This window comes from Streptomyces sp. NPDC036815 (assembly GCF_055609205.1).
In genome coordinates this window covers 34,780-61,102 of sequence record NZ_JBVJPW010000021.1, presented here as the reverse complement: position 1 = coordinate 61,102, position 26,323 = coordinate 34,780, and the positions used below count along the sequence as shown (strand labels likewise).

The 26,323-nt window shown below is 71.0% G+C and carries 23 protein-coding genes and 2 riboswitches; of the genes, 8 read left to right on the top strand and 15 right to left on the bottom strand.

From position 1 onward, the window contains the following. Positions 1-19 precede the first annotated feature (19 nt). Entirely contained in the window at positions 20-868 is an 849-nt protein-coding gene (locus tag ACZ69I_RS31395) for an alpha/beta fold hydrolase (RefSeq protein ID WP_467671587.1), read from the top strand. On the opposite strand, the gene ACZ69I_RS31390 is transcribed toward ACZ69I_RS31395, so the two are convergent. The 11 genes from ACZ69I_RS31390 to ACZ69I_RS31340 all read right to left on the bottom strand — a co-directional run bounded on the left by ACZ69I_RS31390 (position 865) and on the right by ACZ69I_RS31340 (position 13,140). After that, positions 865-1,740 (bottom strand): thioesterase family protein, encoded by an 876-nt coding sequence (locus ACZ69I_RS31390; RefSeq protein WP_467671585.1) that lies wholly within the window; start codon positions 1,738-1,740, stop codon positions 865-867. The genes ACZ69I_RS31395 and ACZ69I_RS31390 overlap by 4 nt on opposite strands. Positions 1,741-1,812: 72 nt before the next feature. Next, positions 1,813-2,487 (bottom strand): trimeric intracellular cation channel family protein, encoded by a 675-nt coding sequence (locus ACZ69I_RS31385; RefSeq protein ID WP_467671583.1) that lies wholly within the window; start codon positions 2,485-2,487, stop codon positions 1,813-1,815. A gap of 60 nt (positions 2,488-2,547) precedes the next feature. Next, the gene (locus tag ACZ69I_RS31380; protein ID WP_470835965.1) at positions 2,548-3,939 is read right to left on the bottom strand and encodes a M1 family metallopeptidase; all 1,392 of its coding nucleotides are present in this window, start codon (positions 3,937-3,939) and stop codon (positions 2,548-2,550) included. 121 nt (positions 3,940-4,060) lie between these two features. After that, entirely contained in the window at positions 4,061-5,245 is a 1,185-nt protein-coding gene (locus ACZ69I_RS31375) for an ABC transporter ATP-binding protein (protein ID WP_470836036.1), read from the bottom strand. Between the two features lie 53 nt (positions 5,246-5,298). After that, positions 5,299-6,396, bottom strand: a complete 1,098-nt coding sequence (locus ACZ69I_RS31370) for an ABC transporter ATP-binding protein (protein ID WP_467671579.1) — start codon at positions 6,394-6,396, stop codon at positions 5,299-5,301. Beyond that, positions 6,393-7,394, bottom strand: coding sequence for an ABC transporter permease (locus ACZ69I_RS31365; protein WP_467672041.1), 1,002 nt, complete (start codon positions 7,392-7,394; stop codon positions 6,393-6,395). The genes ACZ69I_RS31370 and ACZ69I_RS31365 overlap by 4 nt, the downstream gene beginning before the upstream one ends. Positions 7,395-7,526: 132 nt before the next feature. Continuing rightward, a complete protein-coding gene (locus ACZ69I_RS31360; RefSeq protein WP_470835963.1) occupies positions 7,527-9,281 on the bottom strand; it encodes an ABC transporter substrate-binding protein in 1,755 nt (584 codons plus the stop codon). Between the two features lie 102 nt (positions 9,282-9,383). Beyond that, on the bottom strand, positions 9,384-10,388 hold the full coding sequence (locus tag ACZ69I_RS31355) for an ABC transporter permease (RefSeq protein ID WP_467671575.1): 1,005 nt from the start codon (positions 10,386-10,388) through the stop codon (positions 9,384-9,386). A gap of 298 nt (positions 10,389-10,686) precedes the next feature. Beyond that, positions 10,687-11,499, bottom strand: coding sequence for an enhanced serine sensitivity protein SseB C-terminal domain-containing protein (locus tag ACZ69I_RS31350; protein WP_467671573.1), 813 nt, complete (start codon positions 11,497-11,499; stop codon positions 10,687-10,689). A gap of 142 nt (positions 11,500-11,641) precedes the next feature. After that, entirely contained in the window at positions 11,642-12,421 is a 780-nt protein-coding gene (locus tag ACZ69I_RS31345; protein WP_470835962.1) for an enhanced serine sensitivity protein SseB, read from the bottom strand. Between the two features lie 59 nt (positions 12,422-12,480). Beyond that, entirely contained in the window at positions 12,481-13,140 is a 660-nt protein-coding gene (locus tag ACZ69I_RS31340) for an AAA family ATPase (RefSeq protein WP_470835961.1), read from the bottom strand. Between the two features lie 192 nt (positions 13,141-13,332). Beyond that, positions 13,333-13,440, top strand: a riboswitch (glycine riboswitch). Further along, a riboswitch (glycine riboswitch) is annotated at positions 13,441-13,554 on the top strand. 35 nt (positions 13,555-13,589) lie between these two features. Between ACZ69I_RS31340 and gcvT the strand changes: the two genes are divergently transcribed. The 4 genes from gcvT to ACZ69I_RS31320 all read left to right on the top strand — a co-directional run bounded on the left by gcvT (position 13,590) and on the right by ACZ69I_RS31320 (position 18,066). Further along, positions 13,590-14,723, top strand: coding sequence for a glycine cleavage system aminomethyltransferase GcvT (gene gcvT, locus ACZ69I_RS31335; RefSeq protein WP_470835960.1), 1,134 nt, complete (start codon positions 13,590-13,592; stop codon positions 14,721-14,723). A gap of 111 nt (positions 14,724-14,834) precedes the next feature. Further along, positions 14,835-15,212 carry a glycine cleavage system protein GcvH gene (gene gcvH, locus ACZ69I_RS31330; protein WP_467671565.1) on the top strand — a complete coding sequence of 126 codons (378 nt, stop codon included), beginning with the start codon at positions 14,835-14,837 and terminating at the stop codon, positions 15,210-15,212. A 23-nt stretch (positions 15,213-15,235) separates the two neighbouring features. Then, entirely contained in the window at positions 15,236-16,498 is a 1,263-nt protein-coding gene (gene glyA, locus ACZ69I_RS31325; protein ID WP_470835958.1) for a serine hydroxymethyltransferase, read from the top strand. A 182-nt stretch (positions 16,499-16,680) separates the two neighbouring features. Then, positions 16,681-18,066, top strand: coding sequence for an L-serine ammonia-lyase (locus ACZ69I_RS31320; protein ID WP_467671561.1), 1,386 nt, complete (start codon positions 16,681-16,683; stop codon positions 18,064-18,066). 9 nt (positions 18,067-18,075) lie between these two features. Here ACZ69I_RS31320 and ACZ69I_RS31315 read toward each other — a convergent pair whose 3' ends face one another. Then, the gene (locus ACZ69I_RS31315; protein WP_470835957.1) at positions 18,076-19,662 is read right to left on the bottom strand and encodes an alpha/beta hydrolase; all 1,587 of its coding nucleotides are present in this window, start codon (positions 19,660-19,662) and stop codon (positions 18,076-18,078) included. 254 nt (positions 19,663-19,916) lie between these two features. On the opposite strand from ACZ69I_RS31315, the gene ACZ69I_RS31310 reads away from it, so the two are divergent. Continuing rightward, on the top strand, positions 19,917-20,129 hold the full coding sequence (locus ACZ69I_RS31310) for an EF-hand domain-containing protein (RefSeq protein ID WP_150172461.1): 213 nt from the start codon (positions 19,917-19,919) through the stop codon (positions 20,127-20,129). A gap of 107 nt (positions 20,130-20,236) precedes the next feature. Here the strand turns inward: ACZ69I_RS31310 and ACZ69I_RS31305 are convergent, their stop codons facing one another. Continuing rightward, the gene (locus ACZ69I_RS31305; protein ID WP_470835955.1) at positions 20,237-21,073 is read right to left on the bottom strand and encodes an ABC transporter ATP-binding protein; all 837 of its coding nucleotides are present in this window, start codon (positions 21,071-21,073) and stop codon (positions 20,237-20,239) included. A gap of 43 nt (positions 21,074-21,116) precedes the next feature. After that, a complete protein-coding gene (gene leuA, locus ACZ69I_RS31300) occupies positions 21,117-22,826 on the bottom strand; it encodes a 2-isopropylmalate synthase (protein ID WP_470836035.1) in 1,710 nt (569 codons plus the stop codon). A 411-nt stretch (positions 22,827-23,237) separates the two neighbouring features. Between leuA and ACZ69I_RS31295 the strand changes: the two genes are divergently transcribed. After that, on the top strand, positions 23,238-23,933 hold the full coding sequence (locus ACZ69I_RS31295) for a FadR/GntR family transcriptional regulator (protein WP_470835953.1): 696 nt from the start codon (positions 23,238-23,240) through the stop codon (positions 23,931-23,933). Positions 23,934-24,047: 114 nt separating this feature from the next. Here the strand turns inward: ACZ69I_RS31295 and ACZ69I_RS31290 are convergent, their stop codons facing one another. Beyond that, a complete protein-coding gene (locus tag ACZ69I_RS31290) occupies positions 24,048-25,070 on the bottom strand; it encodes an AraC family transcriptional regulator (protein ID WP_470835951.1) in 1,023 nt (340 codons plus the stop codon). A gap of 134 nt (positions 25,071-25,204) precedes the next feature. Between ACZ69I_RS31290 and ACZ69I_RS31285 the strand changes: the two genes are divergently transcribed. Beyond that, positions 25,205-26,320 carry a zinc-dependent alcohol dehydrogenase family protein gene (locus tag ACZ69I_RS31285; RefSeq protein WP_470835949.1) on the top strand — a complete coding sequence of 372 codons (1,116 nt, stop codon included), beginning with the start codon at positions 25,205-25,207 and terminating at the stop codon, positions 26,318-26,320. Positions 26,321-26,323 lie beyond the last annotated feature (3 nt).

The window sequence follows — 26,323 nt, the reverse complement described above, 5'->3', positions numbered from 1 at the left end:
AGCTACTAGCCTTACGGTCATGACGGCTGCACGCGCAAGCGACCCCTGGGACCTCGACCGGACCTTCGCCGGTCCCACCGGCACCGTGCGCTGGGCCGCCCTCGGCCCGGCCGACGCCCCGCCCGTCGTCCTCGTCCACGGCACGCCGTTCTCGTCGTACGTCTGGCGGGCCGTCGCCCGCACACTCGCCGTCGAACACCGCGTCCACGTATGGGACTTGCCCGGGTACGGCGCCTCGGAGATGCGGGCCGGGCAGGACGTGTCGCTCGCCGCGCAGGGCCGGGTCTTCGCCGAACTCCTCGCCCACTGGGGCCTGGACCGGCCCGCCGTCGTGGCCCACGACTTCGGCGGCTGCGTCGCACTGCGGGCGCGGCTGCTGCACGGCGCCGCGTACGAACGCCTCGCCCTCGTCGACCCGGTGGCCCTCGCCCCCTGGGGCTCCGCGTCCTACCGGCTGCTCGGCGAGAACGCCGATGTCTTCACTCAGCTGCCGCCCGCGCTGCACCGGGCCATGATCCGCGAGTACATCGCGTCGACGAGCCCGCGCGGGCTGCATCCGACCGTGCTGGACCGTCTCGCGGAGCCCTGGTGCACGGAGGTGGGCCAGGCAGCCTTCTACCGGCAGATCGCCCAGAACGACCAGCGGTTCACCGACGAGATCCAGGGCAGGTACGGCGAACTGGAGCTGCCCGTGCTGATCTGCTGGGGCACGGACGACCCCTGGATCCCGGTGGCCAGGGGCAAGGAGCTCGCGAGCCTCGTTCCCGGCGCCGAGCTGCGCCTCATCGAGGGCGCCGGACACCTCGTGCAGGAGGACGCGCCCGCCGAACTCACCGGCGAGCTGGCCCGTTTCCTCCGCGCCGGCTAACCCAGCCGCACCCGAGCCAGCTGGCGCGACTGGGCCACCAGGCGGTCCTCGCTGTCCCAGACCTCTGCGTCCTCCTCCAGGAAGCCGCCCGCGAGGTTGCGCGTGGTGATCGAGACGCGCAGCGGTCCCGGCGCCGGGCGGTGGCGGACGTGGACCGTCAGCTCCACGGTCGGGACCCAGCCGGTGAGGCCCATCTCGAAGGCGGTCGGCGGCAGCGCGTCGACGGCGAGCAGCAGGGACAGCGGGTCCGCGTCGCGGCCGTCCGCGAGGCCGAACCAGCCCCGCATCTCCCCCTTGCCGGACGGCTGCCCGAGCGCCCAGCCGAGCGTGGCGGGGTCGAGCTTGAGGAAGAGCCGGTCGGCGATGGCCGAACTGCCGGGCACGGGGCGGTGGTCGGGAGCGTCCTGCGCGCCGAAGCACTGGTCGAGCGGCGGGAGGGCGGGCGGCGCGGCCGTGGTGCGGACGTCGTCGGGCAGCGCGTCGAGGTCACCGTACGAGGCGAGGACGCGGATCCGCTCGACCTCGCGGCCCTCCTCGTCGTACTGGAACAGGGAGGCCTGGCCGGTGGAGAGCGAGCGCCCCGCACGCACCACGTCCGTGCGGATCACGGCGGGGCCGGGGGCCGAGGCGGTGAGGTAGTGCGCGGACACGGTGAAGGGGTCGGCGTGCGGGAGGGCGTCCGCGAGGGCGCGGCCGAGGACGGCGAGGAGATAGCCGCCGTTGACGGCGCTGATGATCGTCCACCCGGCGGAGAGCTCCGTGTCGTAGACGCCGGGCTCGCGCCGGGTGACCGCGGTGTCGCGGTCGAACTCGCTGTCGCCGATGCGCGCGGCCGCCGCTTCCGTCGATGCCGCCGTTGCTGCCGTTTCCATGCCAGCAACGTACAACAGGAAACTACTGAGCGGTAGCTTTTCTGTTTCCCCCTCTGTCACCCCTGCCGCCCCCTAGGGCGTCTCCTTCACCTCGGCCTCCACCGCCGTGGAGCGGCGGTGCCAGGCCCGCGGTGCCCGCCAGTGGTAGTGCAGCGCCATCAAGCGCAGCACGAACGTCGTCACCACGGCGAGGCCGCTGGTGAAGGCCGTCAGTTCCTCGAAGCGGATGCACAGGGCGACCATCGCCGCGCCCACGATGGCGGGCACGGCGTACAGGTCACGGTCCCAGCGGACCAGCGAAGGCACTTCGTTGGCGACGATGTCGCGGAGCACGCCGCCGCCCACCGCGGTCATCAGGCCGAGGGCGGCCGACGCGGTGAGGCCGAGGCCGTAGTCGTACGCCTTGGTCGTGCCCGAGACGCAGAAGAGCCCGAGCCCCATCGCGTCGAAGACGTTCACCGCGAGCTGGGTGCGCTCCACCTCCGGGTGGAGGAAGAAGACCAGCGCGGCCGCGAACAGCGGGGTGATGAAGTAGCCGAGGTCGGTGAAGGCGGCCGGCGGCACCGCCCCGATCACCAGGTCGCGGAAGAGCCCTCCGCCCAGCGCGGTGACCTCGGCGAGCACGGCGATGCCGAAGACGTCGAAGTTCTTGCGCACGGCGAGCAGCGCGCCGGAGATCGCGAAGACGAAGATCCCCACGATGTCGAGCGAGTGCTGGACGGAGGGGGTGAACAGATCCAGGAGCACGCGCCATTCTTACCCGCGCGCGGCCCGGGCCCGCAGCCGCCCTCACCGACTCCACCGGCGTTACGGAAGCGCCGGCTTCCCCTTCGTGAAGAGCCAGGTGGTGAAGAGGCCGTCGAGCTGCTCGCCGGATATCTTCTCGGCGAGGGCGATGAATTCGGCGGTGCTCGCGTTGCCGTAGCGGTGCTGGCGCACCCAGGTCTTCAGGAGCTTGAAGAAGTCCTTGTCGCCGATGCGCTCCCGCAGGACCTGGAGCGTCATCGCGCCGCGCTGGTAGACGGCCGAGGCGAACATCGTGTCGCGCTGCGGGTCGCCGACGGTGATCTGCCAGAAGGCGGAGTCGGCCGGACGCGAGGCATGGGCGGCGCGGAAGGCGTCGTGGGCGGACTGGGTCTTCTTGTGCTCGGACCACAGCCACTGCGAGTAGGTCGCGAAGCCCTCGTTGAGCCAGATGTCCTTCCACTTGCCGACCGAGACGGAGTCGCCGAACCACTGGTGGGCCAGCTCGTGCGCGATGGTCGACTCGCTGCGTACCGCCGAGTAGACCGGCTTGGTCTGGGTCTCCAGGGAGAAGCCCGCCTGCGGCATGTCGTCGACGATCGCGCCGGTCTCCTCGAAGGGGTACGGACCGAACACCTCGGACCAGTGGTCGGTGACCTCGGCCGTGATGCCGTACACGTCGACGTTGCCCGTCGGGAGCGTCGGGTCGATCGCCACGTAGATCGGCGTGCCGCCCGGGGTCTTCCCGGTGCGCACGTCGAACTTCCCGATGGTGGCGGTCGCGAGGTAGGTCGCCATGGGCTTGGCCGAGCGCCAGTGGGCGACGCGCTGGCCGCCCTTGTCGTACGTCCCCACCAGGCGGCCGTTGGAGACGGAGGTGAGGCCCCTGGGCGCCTTGATGCGGATGTCGAAGGCGGCCTTGTCGGAGGGGTGGTCGCTGGAGGGGAACCAGGTGGAGGCGGCGTTGGGCTCGCAGGCCACGAAGACGCCGTCGCCCGTCTTCATCCAGCCGTAGTCGGAGCCGAAGACGATGGGGCCGCTGAGCGCCTCGGGCACGCCGCCGTAGGTGACCGTCACCGTGAAGCTCTTGTTCTTCCGCAGGGCCTCGCGCGGCGTGATGCGGATTTCGTCGCCGGTGCGCGTGAACCGGGCGCGTCTGCCGTTCACGTCGATCCGGGTGACGTCGAGTTTCTGCAGGTCGAGGTCGAAGGACGACAGGTTCTCGGTGGCGCGCGCGGTGATCGTGGTGCGGCCGTCGAGGCGGTCGGTGTCGGGGTTGTAGGCGACGTCGAGACCGTAATGGCGTACGTCGAAGCCGCCGTTGCCGAGCTGGGGGAAGTACGGGTCGCCGACGCCGTCGGAGCCGGGGTGGGGCGCGGGGGCCGCGGCGATCAGACAGAAGGAGAGCGCCGCGGTCGCGAGCGCTCCCAGACGTGCCGAACGGGAGAGTGCCATGAGTCTTCCCTTCGAACGCGTTCCGATGGGGTGTCCGAGGAGACGGACACGCAGACTCTGCACTCTCCCGCCAGGGCATGTACATGACCCAGGACGCGTACTTCGTCCGGGTCAACTTGCCTTATGACTCAGTCGACTTCTGACCCTCGTCCTTCGTCGCGTCGCCCTCGGAAACCGCAGGCTCCGGTTCCGCGGACGCCTGCGCAGTGGTCTCCTCCGCCTTCGGCACCACCGTCACCACCTCGATCGCCTCCTTGGCGACCGCGAGCAGCTTGGTGTCCCCGGGCGCCTGGTCGTCGGCGTTCTCCGGGTGGTGGCACGCCACCTGGTGACCCGTGGCGAGCGCCGTCAGCGGCGGCTCCTTGGTCGCGCAGATCTCCGTCGCCTTCCAGCACCGCGTGTGGAAGCGGCAGCCGCTGGGCGGGTCGATCGGCGAGGGGACGTCACCCCGCAGCAGGATGCGCTCGCTCTTGGTCCCGCGCCGCCTCGGGTCCGGCACCGGCACCGCGGAGAGCAGCGCCTTGGTGTACGGGTGCATCGGCGTGGAGTAGAGGTCCTTGCGGTCCGCCAGCTCCACGATCTTGCCGAGGTACATCACCGCGATGCGGTCCGAGACGTGCCGGATGACCGACAGGTCGTGCGCGATGATCACGTACGTGAGGCCGAGCTCGTCCTGGAGGTCGTCCAGGAGGTTGACCACCTGGGCCTGGATGGAGACGTCGAGGGCCGAGACCGGCTCGTCCGCCACCACGAGCTTCGGGCGCAGCGCCAGCGCCCGCGCGATGCCGATGCGCTGGCGCTGACCGCCGGAGAACTCGTGCGGATAGCGGTTGTAATGCTCGGGGTTGAGCCCGACGCGCTCCAGCATGTCCTGCACGGTCTTCTTCAGGCCGCCCTCGGGCTTGACGCCCTGGAGCTTGAAGGGCGCGCCGACGATCGTGCCGATGGTGTGCCGGGGGTTCAGCGACGAGTACGGGTCCTGGAAGATCATCTGGACGTCCCGGCGGAGCGGACGCATCCGGCCGGTGTTCAGGTGCGTGATGTCCGTGCCCTCGAACTCGACGCGGCCGCTGGTCGGTTCGAGCAGCCGCGTGATCAGCCGGCCCATCGTCGACTTGCCGCAGCCGGACTCGCCGACCACGCCGAGCGTCTCACCGGGACGTACGTCGAAGGAGAGCCCGTCGACCGCCTGCACGGCCGCCACCTGGCGCTGGAGCAGCCCCTTCTTGATGGGGAAGTGCTTCACCAGGCCGTCGACCTTGAGCAGCGGCTCGGGCGAGCTCTTCGGCTGCGCCGGGATCGTCATCTCCTGGCCCTTCGCAGTGCCTTGGGGGTTCTTCTGGTCCTTCGCGGCATCGTTCACAGCTTCGGCGCAATCTCTTCGGTCCAGATCCGGGTGCGCTCGTCCTGCGACATGTGGCAGGCGGAGTAGTGCCCGTCGCTCACCAGGCGCAGCTCGGGACGCTCGCTGCGGGTGATCTGATCCTTGGGGATGTCCGCGTAGGGGCAGCGCGGGTTGAAGGCGCAGCCGCTCGGCAGGTTGATCAGGCTGGGCGGGGAGCCCTTGACCGGGATGAGCCGCTCGGTCTCCTCGCGGTCGATGCGCGGCATCGAGCCGAGCAGGCCCCAGGTGTAGGGGTGCTGGGGTTCGTAGAAGACCTTCTCGGCGGTGCCGCGCTCGACGCACCGGCCGCCGTACATGACCAGCAGCTCGTCCGCCATCTCGGCGACCACGCCCAGGTCGTGCGTGATCATGATGACGGCGGAGCCGAACTCCTTCTGCAGGTCCCGGATGAGGTCGAGGATCTGCGCCTGGACGGTCACGTCGAGGGCGGTCGTCGGCTCGTCCGCGATGAGCAGCTCGGGGTTGTTCACCAGGGCCATCGCGATCATCGCGCGCTGGCGCATGCCGCCGGAGAACTCGTGCGGGTAGGAGTCCACGCGCTTGTCGGGCTGCGGGATGCCGACCCGGTCGAGCATGTCGATGGCGCGCTTGCGGGCCGTCTTCTTGTCGACGTCGTTGTGGACCCGGTACGCCTCGGTGATCTGCTTGCCGATGGAGTAGTACGGGTGCAGCGCGGAGAGCGGATCCTGGAAGATCATCGCCATCTCGCGGCCGCGCAGCTTGCGCACCTCGTTGGGATCGGCGGACAGCAGCTCCTTGCCGTCCAGCCAGATCTCGCCGGAGATCTGCGCCCGGCGGGCGCCGTACTGGCCCGCGGTGTGCAGGCCGAGGATGCCGAGCGAGGTGACCGACTTGCCGGAGCCGGACTCGCCCACGATGCCGAGGGTCTTGCCCTTCTCCAGCTGGAAGCTGAGCCCGTCGACGGACTTGACCACGCCGTCGTCGGTCGGGAAGTGCACCTTGAGGTCGCGCACCTCGAGGAAGGCGGAGGGAGCGGGCGAGTCGGCGACGGGCTCGCCCACCGCTGCTCCGCTCTTGGACAGTTCGGTCATCCCAGCCTCACTCGCGGGTCGATGACGGCGTACAGGAGGTCGACGACGAGGTTGGCCACGGCGATCGCGAGCGCCGCGCACAGGGTCACGCCGAGAATGACGGGCAGGTCCTTGCTGCTGATGGCCCTGACCGCTTCGAGGCCGAGCCCCGGCAGGTTGAACGTGGACTCGGTGAGCACGGCGCCGCCCATCAGGACACCGAGGTCGAGTCCGAAGACGGTGAGGATCGGCGTCATCGCGGAGCGCAGCGCGTGCTTGCGGATGACGGTGGCCTCGCCGAGGCCCTTGGCGCGCGCGGTGCGGATGTAGTCCTCGCCGAGCACTTCGAGCATGGTGGCTCTGGTGAGGCGGGCGTACATCGCGGCGTTGAGGAAGGCGAGGACGATCCACGGCAGGATCAGCGTCTGGAGCCAGACGCCGGCCGAGTCGTCGGTGCTGAGGCTGTCCGCGATCTTCACCCAGCCGAGGTTGTGGACGAAGATGCCCATCGCGATCATGCCGGTGAAGAAGACGGGGAGCGAGACGCCGCCGAGGGCGACGGTCATCGCGGAGCGGTCCCAGATGGAACCCCGCTTGAGGGCGGAGACCACACCGGTGGCGACACCCGCGGCGAGCCACAGGACGCAGGCGCCCGCGGCGAGCGCGCCGGTGACGGGCAGCGCGTCCTTGAGGGTCTCCCAGACGGGCGCCTCGGTGCGGAAGGAGTAGCCGAAGCAGGGCGCGGGGCAGTGCGTGACGTCACTGCCGTTGACGTAGTCGCGCCCCATCGGGATGCCCTTGATGAACTCCCAGAACTGGACGAGCAGCGGGTCGTCGAGTCCCAGTTTGGTCCGGATGCCTTCGATCTGCTCGGCTCCGGTGGCCTTGCCGGCGAAGAGGACGGCGATGTCCTGTCCCGCCCACTTGGGCAGCATGAAGAAGACGGTGAAGGTCGCGAGCAGTACGACCAGCACCATGATGATTACGGCGATCAGGCGCCGGATGAGATAAGCAAGCACTGTGCGCGGCCCGGCGGTGGCCGGAGCCCCCTTGTGAGGAGCTCCGGCCATCGCCCGGGGCCATCACCTGCCCTTCGGACTGGCGGGATTCGGCGGCGGTGGAACGAGCAACTACGTTTTCCCTTGCGGGAATTACTTGAGGACGCCGAGCGAGGCGTAGTCGTAACGGCCGTTGTAGCCGTCGGACATGTAGGCGTTGGTCAGCCGCGACCCGCGCCAGGTGATGTTCTTCTCGTAGAGGAAGGGCATCCAGTCGGCCTGGTCGAGGATCTTCTTGTCGAGTTCCTTGTAGACCTCGCCGGCCTTGGCCGGGTCGGTCTCCGCGATCGCCTTGTCGAAGAGCGCGTCGACCTTCTTGTCCTTGATCTGCGACTCGTTGTAGTTACCGGTCGGGTTCAGGAAGCGGCTGTCGAACAGCGGCTGCGCGTAGCCCTGGCCGGAGGGGAAGTCCGGGCCCCAGCCGCTCATCGTCATGCCGTAGCCGCGCTTCTTCACGACGGACGGCGAGCCGGTGATGCTGGAGGTGTCGGCGCCGTCGAGCGAGTCGACCTGGACCTTGATGCCGACCTTGCCTAGCGACTGCTGCAGCGCCTCGGCGGCGTCGACCTCACCCGGGTTGTTGCTGCGGGCGGTGAGCTTGGTGGTGAAGCCGCCCGGCTTGTCGCACTGCTTCAGCTCGTCCTTGGCCTTGGCGGCGTCCGGCTTGCCCTTGCGCGCGAGGACGCCGTACGGGTCGTACTTGCTGTAGCCGGGGATCGCCACGGGGAAGGTGCTGTTGGCGATGTCACCGGCCGCGACCTTGCCGCCGCGGGTCTGCTGGATGCTCGCGAAGTCCGTCGCGTAGAACACGGCCTTGCGGCAGTGCACGTTGTCGAAGGGCTTGGCGTTGTGGATCAGCGCGACGTAGCGCACGAAGGACGTGTGCATGTTGTCGACGTTGCCGCGGTGGTCCGTGACGGCGCTGACGCGGCCGGACTGGGTCATGCCCGTGCCGTTGAGGTCGACGTCGAAGTCGCCCTCCATCAACTTCTTGTCGTTCTCCTCCTGGTTGGCGGAGATCGTCACGTCGATCTTGTCGGGCAGGGCCGCGCGGATCGGGTCCGAGGACTTCTTCCACTTGTCGTTGCGGACCAGCACGATCTTCTTGTTCGACTTGTACTGCTGGAACTTGTACGGGCCCGCCGAGAACGGCCGCTGGGTGTACTTGGCCTTGGTGTCCTTGGCCTCCTTCACCGGCGAGCCGGTGGGCATGGCCAGGAACTGCTCGAAGTCACCGTTGCGCTTGGGCAGTTTGAAGATGATCGTCTGGTCGTCGGGGGTCTCGATCGCGTCGAGGCCGCCCTTGTCCTTGTAGGGGCCCTTGTACTTGCCCTTGGGGTCGAGCGTCTGGCGGATGTAGCCCGGACCACCGGTGATGGTGTCCGTCGCCCAGGTGCGCTCGATGCCGTACTTGATGTCCTTGGAGGTCAGCTTGGAGCCGTCCTCCCACGTCAGGCCGGAACGCAGCTTGTACGTGTAGGTCTTGCCGTCGTCCGAGATCTTCGCCGTGGACGTGGCGAGGTCGGGGACCAGCTTCGTGCCCGCCTTGCCCGGCTTGGTGTCGTAGGTCACCAGCTGCCGGGTGTAGAAGCGCATGAAGTCCCACGTCATGCCGTAGTAGGCGCGCTGCGGGTCGGCGGAGTCCAGGTCCTGCTTGCCGACCATCTTCAGCGTGCCTCCCTTCTTCTTGGAAGGGTTGGCGACCTTGTTCAGCGCCGCGTTGTAACCGGCACCCTTGGAGTCGCTGTCGTCACCGTCACCGCCGCCGCACGCCGTGGTGGTCACCAGTGCCGCGACGACGAGGGCCGCACCACTGGTGAGCCGTCGTTTCGAGGAAACTGTGGGCATTTTCTCGTAACCTCCGAGATTCGCGGTCCCTGGCCTTGAGCTGCCGGAGAACCATGGTTAAAGCCACCTGACATGCGGCAGGGGCAAGCCAGTTGGGACCTTCTAGCGCGTCCCCTTCGGGTCGAGCGCGTCGCGCAGCCCGTCGCCGAAGAGGTTGAAGGCCAGGACGGTGATGAAGATCGTGACGCCCGGGAAGACCATGAACATCGGGTCGTGCTCGTACGTCTTGAGCGCGTCGCGCAGCATGCCGCCCCACGAGGCCGTCGGCGGCTTGACGCCGGCGCCGAGGAAGCTGAGGGCCGCCTCCGTGAGGATGTTGGTCGGGATCATCAGCGTCGCGTAGACGGTGATGGGGGCGACCAGGTTGGGCAGCAGTTCACGGAAGAGGATGTGGCGCTTGCCGCCGCCGAGGCTGCGGGCCGCCTCGACGTACTCGCGCTCACGGAGCGAAAGCGTCTGGCCCCTGACGATCCGTCCGACGTACGGCCAGCCGAAGAAGCCGATGACCATGACGAGGATCGCGACGCGCACGCTGGTGCCTTCGAGGCCGAGCAGGTCGTCGGGGAGCACGGAGACCAGCGAGATGATGAAGAGCAGCTGCGGGAAGGAGAGCAGCACGTCCATCACGCGGCTGATGAGCGCGTCGATCCAGCCGCCGAAGTAGCCGGCGATGATCCCGAAGAGGGTCCCGAGCGCCACGGCCACGATCGCCGCGAGGAACGCGACCAGCAGCGAGATCCGCGCGCCGAAGACGATCCGGCTGAAGACGTCGCGGCCCTTGTTCGGCTCGACGCCGAAGAGGAAGTCGCCGCTCACGCCGCCGAGATCGCCCTTGGGCAGACCGGTCAGCTCGTCGAGCTTGTCCTGGTTGAAGTCGTTGGGCGGGTGACCCAGCAGGTTCACGATCAGCGGCGCGAAGACGGCGACCAGCACCAGTACCAACACCGTGATGCCGCCCGCCAGGGCGACCTTGTCCCGCTTCAGGCGGTTCCAGGCGATCTGCTTGAGGGACCGGCCCTCGACCTTTTTCACCCCTGCATCAACTGCGGGGGCGACGTCCTCGGTCGGGTCCGCGTCCGCAGGTGTGTCATGCAATGGTGCCGTCATCGTGGCAGGGACCCCTCTCAACCGGTGGTGACCGGCCCGCACTTGCCGCTGTAGCGACGTGATCAGTCCGTCGTACACAGGGGCGAAGGCCCCTTGGAGCGGGAGTCTTCATCCACGTCGCGATCTGTTACCAGACTTGACGGGGAAAGGATGCGCAACCGTGATGCTGATCGAGGTGTTCCGTTATCCGGACGCCAGTGAACGAGGGGCGAACACGGGGCAGTTGGGGTGCAATGCTTCACCGGGGTCCATAGGGCCCCACCCGCATCACAACGGACATCGCATCCGTCGGCGCTGCTCAGTACGGCGCGGGGTAGCCGTAACCGCTCGCCGGCGCCGGGGCCGCCTGTGCCTCGCGGTCGTAGAACGGCCGGGCGTTGGCGCGCAGCCACATCGCGACCGGGTCGTAGTCGTCGGACATCGCGACCGTCGAGACGGGCAGGCCCTCCGGGACGGCCGGAATGGACTGCTGCATCATCGTGCGGATCGCGTCCACGGACGCCGGTGACGTGTCGTACACGTCGAGACCGATGGCCAGATAGGGCGCACCGAGCGCGGGCTGCACCCAGGCGCGGCGCAGCGAGCGGACCATCGGGGTGCGGTGCGCGTTCTGCGTGAGCAGCGCGTAGAACTGGGGGATCTCGATGCTCGGCTCGGTGAGCCGCAGGGGTCCCGCGGGCAGCAGGTCCAGGCCCGAGGCCATGCGGCGCAGATCCAGCCAGGGGATGCCGACGCCGCCGCCGGGCGCGTGCGGATTCAGCCAGAGGCCGTAGTGGTCGGGGTAGAGGGTGCGGGCGATGTCGAGACCGCGCACCACTTCGTAGCTGCGGTTCCAGCCACTGGCGGAGAGCTCCTGGGCGGAGGTCACACAGGGGGCGTAGCCGATCCCCTCGACCTCCATGTTCCCGTACTGGGCGTCGGGCGAGCCGGCCTGGCCGTGCCAGAGCAGCATCCACACCTGGTCGGCGGCGAGGGCGCGCAGCAGCGCCTCATAGGCGTCGTAGCGCCCGGGCGTCACCTGGCGCAGCAGCTGCTCGACCTGCCCCCCGGCGCCCGAGCCAGCTCGTGCAGGGGAGACCCCATCGCCCGCGGCCGTGCCCGACGCACTCACCCGTAACCGCCCCTTCGCTTCGTGCCCGACTACCCGAGAACCCGTCGTACCCGAGAACCCGTCGCCGGGCACGGACGTGCCCCGACCGGGTCATGGAACCAGCTTAAGCGGCGATCCGGGCCCGGACTTGACGTACGACACCTCAGGCCCCGCGGTGGTAGAACGGCCGCACCCGGGCGCGCAGCCAGTCGCCCACCGGGTCCTGTGCCACGTCGAGGAGTACCAGGTTCACCGGCCACGGGGCCGGCACCTGGCCGAGGGCGCGGCCCAGGGCCTCCATGGGGAGGTCGCGGGCGTTGCCGTCCCAGGTGGACAGCTCGACGCCGACGAAGAGCGTCGGCTCGTCGGTCTCGACGGAGGCCAGGCAGCGGCGGGCGGTGCGGACGACCCCGGCCGCCTCGAACTCCCGGGCCGCGGCGGCCAGGAAGTCCACCGGGTCGTGCTGCCAGTCCGGCTCGTACAGCTTCACCCGGCCGCCGGTGGCGGGCCCGTCCAGCTCGGAGCGGCCGGCCCGGCAGAGCTCGGCGACGGCGGGCGGCGGCAGCGGGACGCCGACGGTGCCGTCCGGGTTCAGCGCGATGCCCAGCTGCGGCGGGAGGCCGCGGGCGAACTCCACGGCGGGCGCCACGGTGTGGCCCATCCGGTCCGCCGCCTCGCCCAGGGCCTGGCGGAACTGCTGTGCGGAGCTGAAGACGGGGACGTACGCCTGACCCTCGATCTCCAGGGTCGGCAGGTCCAGGGTGCCGCTGTCGGGGCCGCCGCCGCTCGGCAGCGGGATCCACACCTGGCTGCGGCCGAGAACCTCCACGATCCGGCCGCCCGCCGCGGCGGGGGCGCCGAGCGAGGCCGCCAGGACCTCCTCCAGTTCGTTGCCCGGCCATCCACCGTAGGGATGGGCGTGTGCCTGCGCCGGAAAGTCCATCTGTCCAACCCCTGCTCGCGACCGCTCTGCCTGCGGCTCGAACCCTAACGCCGGGGCGCTCAGCGGTCGAAGGCGATCCCCCGCAGGACCTGCGCCGCCGCCCGGTCGAGGAGCACCGCCGAGCCGCAGCCGCGCGGCAGCTCGCCGCGCTCGGCGGCGCCGACGAGGCGGCCGACCGTCCTGCGGTGGCGCGCGAAGGCGTACCGCGAGACGCCGCGGCCGCGCTCGTGCTGGCCCTGGAGCGCCGTCTCCACCGGCACGTCGAGGAGCAGCAGGTGCAGGGCCGCGCCGCGCCGGGCGGCCTCGCGGGCGAGCCAGTGGCGCACCCAGGCCTGGGTGCCGCAGTCGTGCACGACGACGCTCACCCCCGAGCGCAGGGTGCGGCGCAGTCCCGCGTAGTGCGCGAGGCGGACCAGGGGGCGGTAGAGCGCGTACGGCAGCAGGCGCGGCATGCGGCGGGCCCAGCGGTCGCGGGTGTCCTGGGAGTCGATGCGCGGCCCGGTGACGGCCTGCCGCATCAGGGTCGACTTTCCGCCGCCGGGCAGCCCGGAGACGACGACCAGGTCGCCCGCGCCGAAGGTGAGGCGGCGCGGGCTGTGGCCGGCCCGTCCGCGGAGGTCGCGGACGACGGCCACGGGAAGCGGGCCGCAGCTCTCCGCGGCCGGGGCGGCGGGCTGCTCCGGCAGCGCCACCGCCGCGGTCGCCACCCCGGTGGTCATGGCGTGGACACTGGTCCTGCTGCGCACCGTGATCGGCCTCCCCATAGCGGTCACGTACTGCTTCCCCAGCAAGTGTAAAGAGAAGGTAATGCGGCACAAGCGGGTCCGGGCCGCGGGATCCGTGGCCGGTCACGGGTCCCCCCGGACAGGGTCGCGTGCAATGATGTGCCCGCCAACTCCATACCGGCCGTTTGAATCCGCGCGGGAGAGTCCCCGGAACCAGCCAGTGCTGGCTGCCCGGGGCGCCGAAGGAGCAAGTCCCTCCCTTGAATCTCTCAGGCCCCGTACCGCGCGGGCGAGGCACATCTGAAAAGCGGGCCGCCCCGGCGGTCCCACCCAAGGTGCAAGCCGAGCGTCTCGGACACCGAGACACTTCCGGCGAACCTCTCAGGTTCCGATGACAGATGGGGAGGATCGACCTCGCCCGTCATGCCCTGGGAGTTCCTTTCATGAGCACTGCCCCCCGTCTGACCGCCCTCGACGCCGTGCATCGGTCTCTCGGCGCGACCATGACCGATTTCGCGGGCTGGGACATGCCGCTGCGGTACGCCAGCGAGCGCGACGAGCACAACGCGGTACGCACCAAGGCCGGCCTCTTCGACCTGTCGCACATGGGCGAGATCACGGTCACCGGACCCGAGGCCGCCGACTTCCTGAACTTCGCGCTGGTCGGCAACATCGGCTCCGTCGGCGTCGGCCGCGCCCGCTACACGATGATCGTCGCCGAGGACGGCGGCATCCTGGACGACCTGATCGTCTACCGGCTCGGTGCGGCCGGGGCCCCCGAGTACATGGTCGTCGCCAACGCCTCCAACGCGCAGGTCGTGCTCGACGCGCTGACCGCCCGCGCCGACGGCTTCGACGCCGAGGTCCGCGACGACCGGGACGCGTACGCCCTGCTCGCCGTCCAGGGCCCGGAGTCCTCCGGCATCCTGAAGTCGCTGACCGACGCGGACCTGGACAACCTGAAGTACTACGCGGGCCTGCCCGGCACCGTCGCGGGCGTCCCCGCCCTCATCGCCCGCACGGGCTACACCGGTGAGGACGGCTTCGAGCTCTTCGTCTCCCCCGGTGACGCGGAGAAGCTGTGGGGCGCGCTGATGGAGGCGGGCACGCCCGTCGGCCTGGTCCCGGCCGGCCTCTCCTGCCGCGACACGCTGCGCCTGGAGGCGGGCATGCCGCTGTACGGGCACGAGCTGACCGCCGGGCTGACGCCGTTCGACGCCGGGCTCGGCCGGGTGGTCAAATTCGAGAAGACGTCGCAGTCGGAGGCCTTCGTGGGCCGCGCCGCCCTCGCGGCCGCCGGCGAGCGTGCCGAGACCGCCCCGCCGCGCAAGCTCGTCGGCCTGATCGCCGAGGGCCGCCGCGTCCCGCGCGCGGGCTTCCCCGTGGTCCTGGACGGCAAGGTCATCGGCGAGGTCACCTCCGGCGCCCCGTCCCCGACGCTGGGCAAGCCGATCGCGATGGCGTACGTCGACGCGGAGCACGCGGCGCCGGGCACCCCGGGCGTGGGCGTGGACATCCGCGGCAGCCACGAGCCGTACGAGGTCGTGGCCCTGCCGTTCTACAAGCGACAGAAGTGACGCTCGTAGCGTTGTCCCCGCGGTGGGACCGGCGGCCGGCGCCCCGGACGTGATCCCCCGCACATCAGTCCCGTTCCGCAGCACCCACCCGCGTACAGGAGAATTCAGGTCATGAGCAACCCCCAGCAGCTGCGTTACAGCAAGGAGCACGAGTGGCTCTCGGCCACCGAGGACGGCGTGGCGACGGTCGGCATCACGGAGCACGCGGCCAACGCGCTCGGTGACGTCGTCTTCGCCCAGCTCCCCGCGGTCGGTGACACGGTGACCGCGGGCGAGTCCTGCGGCGAGCTGGAGTCGACCAAGTCGGTCAGCGACCTCTACGCCCCGGTGACCGGCGAGATCGTGGCCGCCAACCAGGACGTCGTCGAAGACCCCTCACTGGTCAACTCCGCCCCGTTCGAGGGCGGTTGGCTGTTCAAGGTGCGCATCTCGGGCGAGCCGGACGAGCTGATGTCCGCCGACGAGTACACCGCATTCACCGCCGGCTGACCCATACCGATAGGGATCGTGTGATGTCGCTTCTGAACACCCCCCTCCACGAGCTCGACCCGGACGTCGCCGCCGCCGTCGACGCCGAGCTCCACCGCCAGCAGTCCACCCTGGAAATGATCGCCTCGGAGAACTTCGCTCCGGTCGCCGTCATGGAGGCCCAGGGCACCGTCCTCACCAACAAGTACGCCGAGGGCTACCCCGGCCGCCGCTACTACGGCGGCTGCGAGCACGTGGACGTGACCGAGCGACTCGCGATCGACCGGGTCAAGGACCTGTTCGGCGCCGAGTACGCGAACGTCCAGCCGCACTCCGGCGCCTCCGCCAACCAGGCCGCCCTCTTCGCGATCGCCCAGCCCGGAGACACGATCCTCGGCCTGGACCTGGCGCACGGCGGCCACCTCACCCACGGCATGCGCCTGAACTTCTCCGGCAAGCAGTTCAACGTGGTCGCCTACCACGTGGACGAGGCCGGTCTGGTCGACATGGCCGAGGTCGAGCGCCTGGCCAAGGAGAACAGCCCCAAGGTGATCATCGCGGGCTGGTCCGCCTACCCGCGTCAGCTGGACTTCGCCGAGTTCCGCCGGATCGCCGACGAGGTCGGCGCGAAGCTGTGGGTCGACATGGCGCACTTCGCCGGGCTCGTCGCCGCCGGTCTGCACCCGAACCCGGTGCCGTACGCGGACGTGGTCACCTCCACCACGCACAAGACGCTCGGCGGCCCGCGCGGCGGCATCATCCTGGCCCGCGACAAGGAGTTCGCGAAGAAGCTGAACTCCGCGGTCTTCCCCGGCTTCCAGGGCGGCCCCCTGGAGCACGTGATCGCCGCGAAGGCCGTCTCCTTCAAGGTCGCCGCGTCCGAGGAGTTCAAGGAGCGCCAGCAGCGCACCCTGGACGGCGCCCGCATCCTGGCCGAGCGCCTGGTGCGGGACGACGCCAAGGCCGCCGGTGTCGGCGTGGCCTCCGGCGGCACGGACGTGCACCTGGTCCTGGTGGACCTGCGCGACTCCGAGCTCGACGGCCAGCAGGCCGAGGACCGCCTCCACGAGGTCGGCATCACGGTCAACCGCAACGCGGTCCCGAACGACCCGCGCCCCCCGATGGTCACCTCGGGCCTGCGGATCGGCACGCCCGCGCTCGCGACCCGCGGGTTCGGCGAGGAGGACTTCCGCGAGGTCGCCGACATCATCGCCGAGGCCCTCAAGCCGGGCTTCGACGCGGCCGCGCTCAAGACCCGTGTGACGGCCCTGGCCGACAAGCACCCCCTGTACGCGGGTCTGAAGTAATTTCGTACGCTTTTGTTCGTACGTACGAAACGCCGGGGCACCCTGCACACTGGAGAGTGAGCAGGGTGCCCCGCACCCTGTACCGGGTACCGCGCCGCGCGCTCCCGTAGTTCCTGCACCGCCTTGTACTTCTGCATCACCCGGCAGACAACGGCGTCTACCAACCACCATTGGAGTTTTCCGTGGCCATCTCGGTCTTCGACCTGTTCTCGATCGGCATCGGCCCGTCCAGCTCCCACACGGTCGGTCCGATGCGCGCCGCCCGCATGTTCGCCGGACGCCTCAAGAACGAGGGCCTGATGGCCCACACCGCGGCGATACGGGCCGAGCTGTACGGCTCGCTCGGCGCGACCGGCCACGGGCACGGCACCCCTAAGGCCGTCCTGCTCGGCCTGGAGGGCGAGTCGCCCCGCACGGTGAACGTGGAGAGCGCCGACGGCCGCGTCGAGGAGATCAAGAGCAGCGGCCGCATCAACCTGCTCGGCATGCACGAGATCGACTTCGACTTCGACGAGGACCTGATCCTGCACCGCCGCAAGGCCCTGCCCTACCACGCCAACGGCATGACGGTCTTCGCGTACGACCGTGAGGGCGCCCTCGTCCTGGAGAAGACGTACTACTCCGTGGGCGGCGGCTTCGTGGTCGACGAGACCGTGCTCCAGCAGGAGGGCGCGGCGGGCGAGAACCCGATCGTGCCGGACGACACCGTCCTCAAGCACCCCTTCCGCACCGGCGACGAGCTGCTCCGCCTCACGGAGGAGACCGGCCTGTCCATCTCCGCGCTCATGCTGGAGAACGAGAAGGCCTGGCGCACGGAGGAGGAGATCCGCGAGGGCCTCCTGGACATCTGGCGCGTCATGCAGGCCTGCGTCTCGCGCGGCATGTCCCGCGAGGGCATCCTGCCCGGCGGCCTGAAGGTCCGCCGCCGCGCCGCGAACTCCGCCCGCCAGCTGCGCGCCGAGGGCGACCCGCAGGCCCGCGCCATGGAGTGGATCACCCTCTACGCGATGGCCGTGAACGAGGAGAACGCGGCGGGCGGCCGCGTCGTGACCGCCCCGACGAACGGCGCCGCGGGCATCATCCCCGCCGTCCTGCACTACTACATGAACTTCGTGCCCGGCGCGGACGAGGACGGCGTCGTCCGCTTCCTCCTCGCGGCCGGCGCGATCGGCATGCTCTTCAAGGAGAACGCCTCCATCTCCGGCGCCGAGGTCGGCTGCCAGGGCGAGGTCGGCTCCGCCTGCTCGATGGCGGCGGGCGCGCTCGCCGAGGTCATGGGCGGCTCCCCCTCCAAAGTGGAGAACGCCGCCGAGATCGGCATGGAGCACAACCTCGGCCTGACCTGCGACCCGGTCGGCGGCCTCGTCCAGATCCCGTGCATCGAGCGCAACGGCATGGCGGCGGTCAAGGCCGTCACCGCCGCGAAGATGGCGATGCGGGGCGACGGCTCCCACAAGGTCTCCCTGGACAAGGTCATCAAGACCATGAAGGACACGGGCGCCGACATGAGCGTCAAGTACAAGGAGACCGCGCGGGGCGGGCTCGCGGTGAACATCATCGAGTGCTGAGCGCACGGACTAACAGCGCTTGCGCGGGCGGACGGGTTTCAGGTCGATGAGGTAGCGGTCGACGGCGTGTGTGACGCAGGTGTTGCTGCGGCCGTACGCGGTGTGGCCGACGCCGTCGTACGTCAGGAGCATGCCGCCCGGGAACTGTCCGGCGAGGCTCTCCGCCTCCTCGTAGGGGGTGGCGGGGTCGCCGGTGGTGCCGACCACCAGGACCGGCGGCACGCCGGGTGCGGCGACCCGGTGCGGGCGTCGGTCGCTGTTTCTGCCTGTGGGCCAGTTCTTGCAGGTCAGCTCGTCGATGACGCTTGACGTGCCGTATCGGCCCGCGGCCTTTTCGGCGGGGCCCAGGGCCTTCCAGTAGGGGCCCGCGGTGTGCGGGTGCGGCACGTCGAGGCAGCTGACGGCGATGATCGCGTCGTCGTCGTTCTCGGTGGCGGCGCGGGCGCGGGCCCCTCGGTGGGCGTCCGTGTCCTGGTCCCCCGACTCCGCCATGCGGGACAGCTCCGTCGCGTCGCCGTCGTACGCCGCGCCCAGCGCCTGTGACAGCTCCTCCCAGTCGTCCTCCGGGCTGTACATCGCGCCGGTGACGACGTCGAGCAGCGTCCTCGCGTCGACGTCGTACGCGTCCTCGTCGCTCACCGGCAGCGGCTCGCGCGCCGCCCGCTCGTACAGCTCCTCGATCAGCGTCGATATCTCAGCCGGGTCCGAGCCGGGGCAGCCGTCGCCCACGACGTCGCCGCAGGACTCCGCGTACTCCTCGACCGCCCGGCGGAACCCCCTGCCCTGGCTCAGCGCGCGCTGCCGCCAGTCCAGGGACGGGTCGACCGCGCCGTCGAGGACGAGCGCCCGGACGCGGTGCGGGAACTGTTCGGCGTACGCGGTGCCGAGGCTCGTGCCGTACGACCAGCCGAGGTAGGTGAGCTTCCGGTCGGCGAGGGCGGCCCGCAGGACGTCAAGGTCGCGGGCCGCGTCCTCGGTGCCGACGTGGGGCAGGACGCCGCGGCTGCCCCGCGCGCAGGCGGCGGCCTGGTCGTCGGCGTCGGCCAGGGCGCGGGCCCGGTCCGCGGCGGTGCGGGGCGCTATCGGCTCGGGGCCTTCGTCGTCGTCCTCCACGTCCTCGGTCTCCGCGCACGTGACCGCGGGGACGCTGCCGCCCACGCCCCGCGGGTCGAAGGAGACGATGTCGAAGCGGGCGCGCACAGCACCGCTGAACACCTCGCCGCCGTCCGACTTCAGATCGCTCACGCCGGAGGCGCCCGGGCCACCGGGGTTGTAGACGAGCGAGCCGACGCGGTCGTCCGGATCGGCGGTCGCCGCCTTCGCCACGGGCAGCACGAAAGTCCTGCCGTTCTCCGGGTGGGCGTAGTCCATGGGGACGGTGAGGCGCGCGCAGCGCAGGTCGCCGCACTTCTTCCAGGCCAGCTTCTGCCCGTAGAACCGCTGGAGTTCGGGGCGCTCGGCGGCGTCCGGAGAGGGGCCGCCCGATGCGGTGCAGCCGGTGAGGGGGACGGCGATGAGGGAGACGGCGGTGAGGGTGGCCAGGGCGGGGACGAGGGTGCGGGGGCGGGCGCGTCGGCGCGGGTCGGTGGGGTTCAACGGGGCGCTCCCAGGGTCGGTCCGGGCCGGGGCGCCCGGGTCGTACCGAGGCGGCGGACCTCGCCTCGCACTGGGAGACGCGCGCGGCGCCCGCCCCGCTCCGCCGTCCCGCGAAAAGCCACGGTGGCGCAGCTCACCCCGCCCGCCACGAGCGGGACCAAAGCGCTGGCCACGGGTGCGTACTCCTGTCACCGCGGGCCGGAGCGGCCGCTACCCTAACCCCGTCAGTAGTGCACCAAGAAGGGGTGGATCCGGTGGCGGACATCGAGGAAGCGCGCAAGACGTTCGAGCAGTTCGACGCGGACGGCGACGGCTTCATCACGGCGGCCGAGTGGAAGAGCGCCATGGCCAGGATGGGCGACTTCTACCAGACCGAGGCGGTGGCCGAAGCCGTGATCGGCACGAAGGACACCGACGCGGACAAGCGTCTCTCCTTCGACGAGTTCTGGGCGAGCCTGAACAAGTAGTCGGCGAGCCGGCGGTGGAGCCGGACGAGGAAGGGGCCCGGAGCGTGTGACGCTCCGGGCCCCTTCCTCTGCTCTCTTCCCTCTGTCTGTCGTCTGCTCGCGCCGGGTCAGCGGCGGGTGCGGACGCTCCAGCGGCCGTCCCTGCGCTCCAGACGTACGGGGTGGTCGAAGCACGTGCCGACCTGGTCGCCGGTGAGGACGTCCGCGACGGCTCCGGAGGCGAGCGCGCGTCCGTCGCGCAGGAGCAGCGCGTGCGTGGTGCCGGTGGGCAGCTCCTCCAGGTGGTGCGTGACCAGGACGGTGGCGAGCTCCGGGTGGGCCTCGCGCAGGGTGTCCAGGCTGTCGAGGAGGCTCTCGCGCCCGGCGAGGTCGAGGCCGGTGGCCGGCTCGTCGAGCAGGACCAGGCGGGGGCTCGGCATCAGGGAGCGCGCGATCAGGGTGCGGCCCCGCTCGCCCTGGGACAGCGTGGGCCAGCGCGCGTCCGCCCGGTGCGCGAGGCCAAGGAGGGTGATCAGCCGGTCGGCCCGCGCCTCCTGTTCGGGAGTGGGGCGCCTGCGCGGCACCTGCTCGACGCTGTTGGTGAGCCCGGTGAGGACGACCTCGCGGACGGGCAGCGGCGAACGCAGCGGATGGCGCGGGTTCACATGGCCGACGTGGGCCCGCAGTTCGCGCAGGTCGACGCTGCCGAGGCGACGGCCGAGCACCTCGACGGTGCCGTGCGTGGGGTGGGTGACGGCGCCGCAGAGGCTGAGCAGGGTCGACTTGCCCGCGCCGTTCGCGCCGAGCAGCGCCCAGTGCTCGCCGGGGCGGACGGTGAAGGTGACGTCTTCGAGGAGGGGGCGCCCGGCCCGGACGACGGTGACGCGGTCGGCGTGCAGGACGGGGGCTGCGGGTGTGGGGGCGGGGTGGGGGTCGGGGTCGGGGTCACGTGGTGCGCAGGTCATCGGGCGGCTCCGGATCGGTTCGCGGCGGTGGCTCCGGCCCGGTTCATGCGGTGGCCCCCGCCCGGTTCACGGCGGCGAGCACCGCCTGTACGGAGGCGGTCAGGACGGAGGTGTCCAGGCCCGCGCCCCAGCATTCGACGTCCCCGACCCGGCACCGCACGTACGCGACGGCCTCGCTGCCACCGCCCGCCGTCACCGCGTGCTCGGCGTAGTCGAGGACGTTGACGGTGATCCCGGCGGCGGCGAGCGCGTCGACGAAGGCGGACAGCGGGCCGTTGCCCGCGCCCTCGAAGTCCCCTGCCCTGTCCCCCACTTGGAGCGTGCAGACGAAGCGGTGCGCGCCGTCCGGGGCCCGGTCGGTGGTCCAGGAGCGCAGCGCCACGTCGCCGCCGCACCCGGGCATGACGTACGTCGCGCGGAACAGCTCGTACAGCTCCTCCGCCGTCGCCTCCCGGCCGCTGTCGTCGGTGGCCTCCTGCACCACGCGGGAGAAGTCGGGGCGCATGGCCCGCGGCAGGTCGAGGCCGTGCCGGGTCCGCAGCAGGTACGCCGTGCCGCCCTTGCCCGACTGGGAGTTGACGCGGATGACGGCCTCGTAGCTGCGGCCGATGTCGGCCGGATCGACCGGCAGGTACGGCACGTCCCAGGGCGCCTCGCGCTCCGAGACGCCCAACTCGGCGGCGCGGCGGGCGTGGTGGGCGAGGCCCTTGCTGATGGCGTCCTGGTGCGTGCCGGAGAACGCGGTGTGCACGAGGTCGCCCGCGTAGGGGTGGCGGGGGTGCACGGGCAGCCGGTTGCAGTGCTCGACGACCTCACGCACGGCGTCGATGTCGGAGAAGTCGACCATGGGGTCGACGCCTTGGGCGAACAGGTTGAGGGCAAGGGTCACCAGGTCGACGTTGCCCGTCCGTTCGCCGTTGCCGAACAGGCAGCCCTCGACGCGCTGGGCGCCCGCGAGGACGGCCAGCTCGGCGCAGGCGACGCCGGTGCCGCGGTCGTTGTGGGGGTGGACGGAGAGGATGACGGAGTCGCGGCGGGCGAGGTTGCGGTGCATGTACTCGATCTGGTCGGCGTACACGTTCGGGGTGGCGATCTCGACGGTCGCCGGCAGGTTGTGCGTGACGGGGCGGTCGGGGCTCGCGTCCCACAGCTCGGTGAGGCCGTCGCAGACCTCCAGGACGTAGTCGGGCTCGGTGAGGTTGAACGTCTCCGGCGCGAACTGGAACCGGATGTCGGCGTGCGGCCGCTCGTCGGCGAGCCGCGCCATGTGCGCGGCGGCCTCCTGGACGACGCCGTACACCTCGGCCCGCGACCGGCCGAGGACGGTGTCGCGCCAGACGGGCGAGGTCGGGATGTAGAGGTGCACGACGGCGCGCGGCAGTCCTTCGATGGACGCGAAGGTGCGGTCGATCAGTTCGGGCCTGGCGGGCGTGAACACGACGACGGTCACGTCGTCGGGCAGCTCACCCCTCGCGGCACGCCCGGCGAGGTGGCGTACGAAGTCGAAGTCGGTCCTGCTGGCCGACGGGTAGCCGACCTCGATCTCCTTGAACCCCATCGACACCAGCAGATCGAAGAAGCGCCGCTTGCGTTCGGTGTCCATGGGCTCGGCGAGCGCCTGATTACCGTCGCGCAGGTCGACGGGCACCCACAGGGGCGCGCGCTCGATCCGCGCGTTCGGCCAGCTCCGCTCCGGGGCGGGGACGCCGACGTCGACGCGGTGCTGGTAGGGGCGGTAGCGGTGGTGGGGCATGGGACTGGGGCGCTGCGGATTCCAGTCGTACGCGGGAGTGTTCGCGGGGGTGTTCGCGGGGGTGTTCGCGGGTGCGTGCACGGTGAGGTCTGCTCCTGAGCGGGCTCGGTCGGAAGACCGGCAGCACGGCACCCCGCGGCGGGGTGCCGGTCGCTTCAGGCCCCGCCGCGGCAGCCGAGAAGGAGGAGACCGCGGAAGATCATGCGGATACACTAGCGATACGTCTTGTCCTCAGACAAGTAGTCCTCAGACAAGTGCCCGTCAGGCAAGCGCCCGACGGACAAGTACCCGTCGGACAACTACTCCTCCGACAATTGCCCCTCAGACGGGTACCGCCCAGACAGGTACCGCTCAGAAACCGCTCAGACAAGTGCCTACCAGACAAGTACTTCCCAGGCGAAAGGCCCCCCGATGCCACCCCTAGGCTCCGTCCGCCCCAGCCCCCTCGTCGAACAGGCCGCCGCCCGGCTGCGCGAGCAGATCACCGGCGGCCAGTGGCCCGTCGGCACCAAACTGCCCGGTGAGACGACCCTCGCGAAGGAACTCGGCGTGGGGCGTTCCACTGTGCGCGAGGCTCTGCGCGCGCTCGCCGGTGCCGGGCTCGTGCGGTCGCGGCAAGGCGCCGGTGTCTTCGTCGTCGCCACGGAACCGGTCGCGGACTGGCCGGCCCGGCTGCGGCGGGCCGCTGTCACCGACGTGTACGAGGTGCGGATGCTCGTCGAGGTGCAGGCCGCCCGCCTCGCGGCGCTGCGCCGCACCGACGAGGACATCGAGGCGATGCGCGCCGCACTGGCAGGCCGCAGGGCGGCGGCCGCCGAGGACGACGCGGCGTTCGTGGACGCCGACATCGCGCTGCACGCCGCCGTCGTGGCCGCGGCTCGCAACCCCGTGCTCACCGACCTGTTCTCCGAGTTCATGCCCGCCCTCCGGCAGGGCCTGATCGACCTGCTCGAACTCATCGACGTACGCACCGAGGAAGCCGACCACGGCGACACCGCCCACGCCGAACTGGTACGCGCCGTCGAGGCGAAGGACGCGGAGGGGGCGGCGCGGGTGGCGCAGGCCGAACTCCAGGCGACACTGCGCCTGTTGCAGAAGCAGGCCTGAGCCCGTACCGCGTCGCCCCGGCCCCGTATGCCCTTGCCGACGCCCCTGCCCTACCCCTACCCCTGCCCGTACGCCCCCATACACCCCCGCAGCCACCGGAGGGGCAACTCCCCCTCACCCCGCCGCGCGCAGCTTCCGGTACTGGCCCGGTGCCATACCGAACTCGCGCTTGAACGCCTTGGCGAAGGCGAACTCCGAGGTGTAACCGGCCCGTTCGGCCACCGCGCGCAGCGGAACGCCGTCCGGCTCGCGCAGCCGCCCCGCCGCCGTCGTCATCCGCCACCACGTGAGATACGCGAGCGGCGGCGTCCCCACGGTCGCCGTGAACCGGCGCGCGAAAGGCGCCCGTGACAGGCTGCCGAGCGCGCCGAGTTCACTCACCGTCCAGGGGTGCGCGGGGTCGCTGTGGATGGCGCGGAGCGCGGCCGCGACCGCCGGGTGGGCGAGTGCGGCCGCCCAGCCGGAGTGATCGCCCGCGCTGCCGCGCACCCCCAGCCACCAGGTGCGCAGGATCAGCAGGAGCAGCGTGTCGAGGAACGAGGTGACGATGGTGTCGGTGCCGGGCTGCGGGTCGTTCAGCTCGGCGACGAGCAGGCCGAGCACCGCGCGCAGCGGGTCGGCCTCCCCGTCGGCGGCCGTCAGGTGGATCAGGCCGGGCAGTTCGGTGAGCAGCGGGTGCGGACGGTTCTCGTCGAGGAGGTACGCGCCGCAGATCATCACGGTGGACGGCGCGCCGGTGTCCGCCGCCCCCGGCCCGGGCTGAGCGGACGGCGCGGATGGCGCGGACGGCGCGGACGGCGCGTTCGGCAAGGTCGACGCGTTCGGCACGGGTACGAGCCCGGAGCCGTCGGCCCGCAGCGTGACCTCCCGCACCGCGGCGCCCGGCTCGCTCACCAACTCGTACGCGCCCCGGTGGGTGAGGAAGGCGATGTCACCGGGCCCCAACCGCACCGGCTCCGCGTCCCCGCCACCCTCGCCCTCGGCCAGGACCAACCAGGCGTGCCCTTCGAGCACGGCGTGGAACCCTGCGCCGCCCGCCCCGGTGAACCGCACCCCCCACGGCGCCTGCCGCCGCGTCAGGGAAGAGTGGGGCCGCCCCACGCGCATGGCGGCGACGGCATCGCTGAGTACGTCCATGACGGCACCGTAACCCGCCGTCACCTGCGCGGACCGGGGTGCGCCCGGCCCGCGGGACGACGCGAGACGAACGGACATCGATGCGGGATCAACGGGCATGGGCGACCCCCGGAAGCCCGCCTAGCGTCGTAGCCATGACGACGAACACCGCAGCTCCGAACACCGCAGCTCCGAACACCCCAGCTCCGAACACCCCAACTCCCAACGCCGCACCCCTGAAAACCGCACCCGTGAACACCGCGGTCACGAACACCGCACCCCCGAACACCGCACGCACCGTCCTCTTCGACGAGACCGGCGGCCCCGACGTCCTGCGCGTCGAAGAGGTCCCGCTGCCCGCCCCCGGGCCCGGCGAAGTCCTGGTCCGTGTCGAGGCGTTGGGCCTCAACCGCGCCGAGGCCCTGTTCCGTGCGGGCGCGTACTACTACCCACCCGCCCTGCCCGGCTCCCGGCTCGGCTACGAGGCCGCTGGCACCGTCGAGGCGGTCGGCCCCGGCGTGAGCGCCCACTCCCCCGGCGACGCCGTACTGACCGGCCCCGGCATCGAGATGAGCGCCCAGGGCGTCTACGCGGACCGCGTCGTCCTGCCCGCCACCGCCGTCGTCGCGCGCCCCGCCGGGCTCGACGCGGTGACGGGGGCGGCGACGTGGCTGACGTACTCCACGGCATACGGCGGCATGCTGGAGACCGGCGGGCTCCGGCCCGGCGACCACGTGGTGATCACCGCTGCGTCCAGCGGGGTGGGCGTCGCCGCGCTGCAGACCGCGGCGCGGATCGGCGCGGTCCCGATCGCGGTCACCCGCACCGGCGAGAAGCGGCGGCAACTCCTCGACAACGGCGCGGCCCTGGTCATCGCCTCGGACACGGACGACGTCGTGAAGGAGGTCCGGCACTTCACCGGCGACAAGGGAGCCGAGCTGGTCTTCGACGCGGTGGGCGGCCCCGGTCTCGCGGAGCTCGCCCGGGCCGCGACGACCGCGGGGACGGTGGTCGTCTACGGTTCCCTGGACCACCGCCCCATGGCCGTACCGCTCAACTGGCCCATGACAGTGCACGGTTACGCCAACTCGCACCTGTCGTCGACCCCGGAGGGCCTGCGCCGCATCAACGCGTTCATCGCGTCCGGACTGCGGGACGGCACCTTCCGCCCCGTGGTCGGCGAGGTCTTCGAGGGGCTGGAGAGCGTCAGGGACGCGCACCGGCTGATGGAGTCCAACGAGCACGTGGGAAAGATCGTGGTGCGGCTGTGACGC

What these genes read in the sequence shown, in the direction of transcription:
- gcvT (WP_470835960.1), top strand. Translation starts at nt 13,590, where the DNA reads ATGAGCACTGCCCCCCGTCTGACCGCCCTCGACGCCGTGCATCGGTCT.
- ACZ69I_RS31360 (WP_470835963.1), bottom strand. Translation starts at nt 9,281, where the DNA reads ATGCCCACAGTTTCCTCGAAACGACGGCTCACCAGTGGTGCGGCCCTC.
- ACZ69I_RS31390 (WP_467671585.1), bottom strand. Translation starts at nt 1,740, where the DNA reads ATGGAAACGGCAGCAACGGCGGCATCGACGGAAGCGGCGGCCGCGCGC.
- glyA (WP_470835958.1), top strand. Translation starts at nt 15,236, where the DNA reads ATGTCGCTTCTGAACACCCCCCTCCACGAGCTCGACCCGGACGTCGCC.
- ACZ69I_RS31340 (WP_470835961.1), bottom strand. Translation starts at nt 13,140, where the DNA reads ATGACCACCGGGGTGGCGACCGCGGCGGTGGCGCTGCCGGAGCAGCCC.
- ACZ69I_RS31380 (WP_470835965.1), bottom strand. Translation starts at nt 3,939, where the DNA reads ATGGCACTCTCCCGTTCGGCACGTCTGGGAGCGCTCGCGACCGCGGCG.
- ACZ69I_RS31375 (WP_470836036.1), bottom strand. Translation starts at nt 5,245, where the DNA reads ATGACGATCCCGGCGCAGCCGAAGAGCTCGCCCGAGCCGCTGCTCAAG.
- ACZ69I_RS31290 (WP_470835951.1), bottom strand. Translation starts at nt 25,070, where the DNA reads ATGGACGTACTCAGCGATGCCGTCGCCGCCATGCGCGTGGGGCGGCCC.
- gcvH (WP_467671565.1), top strand. Translation starts at nt 14,835, where the DNA reads ATGAGCAACCCCCAGCAGCTGCGTTACAGCAAGGAGCACGAGTGGCTC.
- ACZ69I_RS31395 (WP_467671587.1), top strand. Translation starts at nt 20, where the DNA reads ATGACGGCTGCACGCGCAAGCGACCCCTGGGACCTCGACCGGACCTTC.
- leuA (WP_470836035.1), bottom strand. Translation starts at nt 22,826, where the DNA reads ATGCCCCACCACCGCTACCGCCCCTACCAGCACCGCGTCGACGTCGGC.
- ACZ69I_RS31285 (WP_470835949.1), top strand. Translation starts at nt 25,205, where the DNA reads ATGACGACGAACACCGCAGCTCCGAACACCGCAGCTCCGAACACCCCA.
- ACZ69I_RS31305 (WP_470835955.1), bottom strand. Translation starts at nt 21,073, where the DNA reads ATGACCTGCGCACCACGTGACCCCGACCCCGACCCCCACCCCGCCCCC.
- ACZ69I_RS31370 (WP_467671579.1), bottom strand. Translation starts at nt 6,396, where the DNA reads ATGACCGAACTGTCCAAGAGCGGAGCAGCGGTGGGCGAGCCCGTCGCC.
- ACZ69I_RS31355 (WP_467671575.1), bottom strand. Translation starts at nt 10,388, where the DNA reads ATGACGGCACCATTGCATGACACACCTGCGGACGCGGACCCGACCGAG.
- ACZ69I_RS31345 (WP_470835962.1), bottom strand. Translation starts at nt 12,421, where the DNA reads ATGGACTTTCCGGCGCAGGCACACGCCCATCCCTACGGTGGATGGCCG.
- ACZ69I_RS31295 (WP_470835953.1), top strand. Translation starts at nt 23,238, where the DNA reads ATGCCACCCCTAGGCTCCGTCCGCCCCAGCCCCCTCGTCGAACAGGCC.